Raw genomic sequence first — 2,739 nt, forward strand, 5'->3', positions numbered from 1 at the left:
GGAACAACCCCACCAGCACCACCAGCGACAGTGGCACCACCCAGCGTTCGAGGCCGTCAAAGGCCAACTCCAGGCCCTCGACCGCCGACAGTACCGAGATCGCCGGGGTGATCATGCTGTCGCCATAAAACAGCGCCGCGCCAATCAGACCGAGGATCACCAGCACCGAGCGCAATTTCGGGTACGGTGACGACGCCCGCCGCGCCAGCGCCGTCAGGGCCATGATGCCGCCCTCGCCCTGGTTATCGGCACGCAGGATAAACAGCACGTATTTGATCGAGACGACCCAGACCAGCGACCAGAAAATCAGCGCCAGAATGCCGAAGACCCCGTCATGGTTGACTTGAACCCCGTAACCGCCAGTGAATACTTCTTTAAGGGTATAGAGCGGGCTGGTACCGATATCGCCGTAAACCACCCCGACCGCCGCCACCAGCATGCCAATCGGCTTTGCGTTGGAATGCTCGGCACCTGCTGCCTGACTACTTGCCTGACCCATCAACCACTCCTGCCCTTTTGACCTGAGGTCTTTTATTAACAGCGCGACTAAACTGACCCTAGCATGCGCTGTTTTACTTCTCGTAACAGACGTTTTGTTGACCTTAGGAATTTACCTACGTGCAACGGCGCGAAGCATAGCGCAGCACTCGTCGTATTTCCCTGCATAAAGCTGGTCAAGTGCGTTGCCCGTCGCTAGAATTGCGCACTTTTTGATCAGAGGCGCACCAAGCGCCCGTCCGCTGCCCTGCCCTTCACGGCGGCGGCGTCATTCAATACCGAGGTTAGACATGTCCACCACTCCCGCGACGGCCAATCCCAAGGTCGGCTTTGTTTCACTGGGCTGCCCGAAGGCGCTTGTAGACTCCGAGCGCATCCTGACGCAACTGCGTATGGAAGGCTATGACGTGGTGTCCACTTATCAGGACGCCGACGTGGTGGTGGTCAACACCTGCGGTTTCATCGACTCCGCCAAGGCCGAGTCCCTGGAAGTGATCGGCGAAGCCATCAAGGAAAACGGCAAGGTCATCGTGACCGGCTGCATGGGCGTGGAAGAAGGCAACATCCGCGACGTACACCCAAGCGTGCTGGCCGTGACCGGTCCGCAGCAGTACGAGCAGGTGGTCAACGCCGTGCACGAAGTGGTGCCACCGCGCCAGGACCACAACCCGCTGATCGACCTGGTGCCACCACAGGGCATCAAGCTGACCCCGCGCCACTATGCGTACCTGAAGATTTCCGAAGGCTGCAACCACAGCTGCAGCTTCTGCATCATCCCGTCGATGCGCGGCAAGCTGGTCAGTCGCCCGGTGGGTGATGTACTCGACGAAGCCCAGCGCCTGGTCAAATCCGGCGTGAAAGAGCTGCTGGTTATCTCCCAGGACACCAGCGCCTACGGCGTCGACGTGAAATACCGCACCGGTTTCTGGAACGGGGCGCCGGTGAAAACCCGCATGACCGAACTGTGTGAAGCCTTGAGCAGCCTGGGCGTGTGGGTGCGCCTGCACTACGTTTATCCGTACCCGCACGTGGATGAGCTGATTCCGTTGATGGCCGCCGGCAAGATCCTGCCGTACCTGGACATCCCGTTCCAGCACGCCAGCCCTAAAGTGCTCAAGGCGATGAAACGCCCGGCCTTCGAAGACAAGACCCTGGCGCGCATCAAGAACTGGCGCGAGATCTGCCCGGAGCTGATCATCCGCTCCACCTTCATCGTCGGCTTCCCTGGCGAAACCGAAGAAGACTTCCAGTACCTGCTGGACTGGCTGACCGAAGCGCAGTTGGACCGCGTGGGTTGCTTCCAGTACTCGCCGGTCGAAGGCGCCCCCGCCAATTTGCTGGACCTGGCCGTGGTGCCGGACGACGTCAAGCAAGACCGTTGGGAGCGTTTCATGGCGCACCAGCAGGCCATCAGCTCGGCGCGCCTGCAACTGCGCATCGGCAAAGAGATCGAAGTGCTGATCGACGAAGTCGACGAGCAAGGCGCGGTCGGCCGTTGCTTCTTCGACGCACCGGAGATCGACGGCAACGTGTTTATCGACGACGCCAGCGGTTTGAAGCCAGGCGACAAGGTCTGGTGTACCGTGACTGACGCCGACGAATACGACCTGTGGGCTGAAAAGCGCGACTGATCGGCAACACCTTGAAAAGCCCTGCATCCGATCAAGATGTGGGGCTTTTTTAGGTCTATCGTTTGCCCATCGCCAATCATCGGCAGGGGCAGCGAGCATGCGTCGGCATTCGGTCATCCACACACCTAAAACCAGCGATTATCAAAAATTGACTGATATCTGGGAGTCCTCGGTGCGGGCTACCCATGATTTTTTACCGGACAACTACATCGAGCACTTGAGACACCTGGTGCTGACTCATTACCTGGATACGGTGATGCTGATTTGCACCAAGGACACGCACCAGCGCATCACCGGGTTTGCCGGAGTGGCCGCCGGCAAGGTCGAGATGCTGTTTATCGACCCGCAACACCGAGGCCAGGGCCTTGGCCAGCAATTGCTGCGTTATGCGATCGAGCATATGAACGCCGATGAGCTGGAAGTGAACGAGCAGAATCCCCAAGCATTGGGCTTTTACCTCAAGCAGGGGTTCGAAGTGGTCGGACGCACGGAGCATGATGGCCTGGGGCAGCCGTACCCGTTGCTGCATATGCGTTTGCGCCAACAGCAACACATGCGCAGTGGCTGATAAAACACAGAACACCTGTGGGAGCGGGCTTGCTCGCGAAGG

The 2,739-nt window shown here is 59.3% G+C and carries 3 protein-coding genes; 2 read left to right on the forward strand and 1 reads right to left on the reverse strand.

Annotated features, from left to right (window positions below; all coding sequences use genetic code 11):
* Positions 1 to 499, reverse strand: a 499-nt coding sequence (locus tag ACRESD_RS02575; protein WP_431749491.1) for a KUP/HAK/KT family potassium transporter, incomplete at its 3' end; no start/stop codon positions are given.
* Positions 500 to 788: 289 nt separating this feature from the next.
* On the opposite strand from ACRESD_RS02575, the gene rimO reads away from it, so the two are divergent.
* Both rimO and ACRESD_RS02585 read left to right on the forward strand, forming a co-directional pair.
* Entirely contained in the window at positions 789 to 2,129 is a 1,341-nt protein-coding gene (gene rimO, locus ACRESD_RS02580) for a 30S ribosomal protein S12 methylthiotransferase RimO (protein WP_105696330.1), read from the forward strand.
* 97 nt (positions 2,130 to 2,226) lie between these two features.
* Positions 2,227 to 2,697, forward strand: coding sequence for a GNAT family N-acetyltransferase (locus ACRESD_RS02585; RefSeq protein ID WP_431749492.1), 471 nt, complete (start codon positions 2,227 to 2,229; stop codon positions 2,695 to 2,697).
* Positions 2,698 to 2,739: the final 42 nt, after the last annotated feature.

It is taken from the genome of Pseudomonas sp., assembly GCF_050739995.1.
Taxonomy (GTDB): Bacteria; Pseudomonadota; Gammaproteobacteria; order Pseudomonadales; family Pseudomonadaceae; genus Aquipseudomonas.

What these genes read in the sequence shown, in the direction of transcription:
- ACRESD_RS02585 (WP_431749492.1), top strand. Translation starts at nt 2,227, where the DNA reads ATGCGTCGGCATTCGGTCATCCACACACCTAAAACCAGCGATTATCAA.
- rimO (WP_105696330.1), top strand. Translation starts at nt 789, where the DNA reads ATGTCCACCACTCCCGCGACGGCCAATCCCAAGGTCGGCTTTGTTTCA.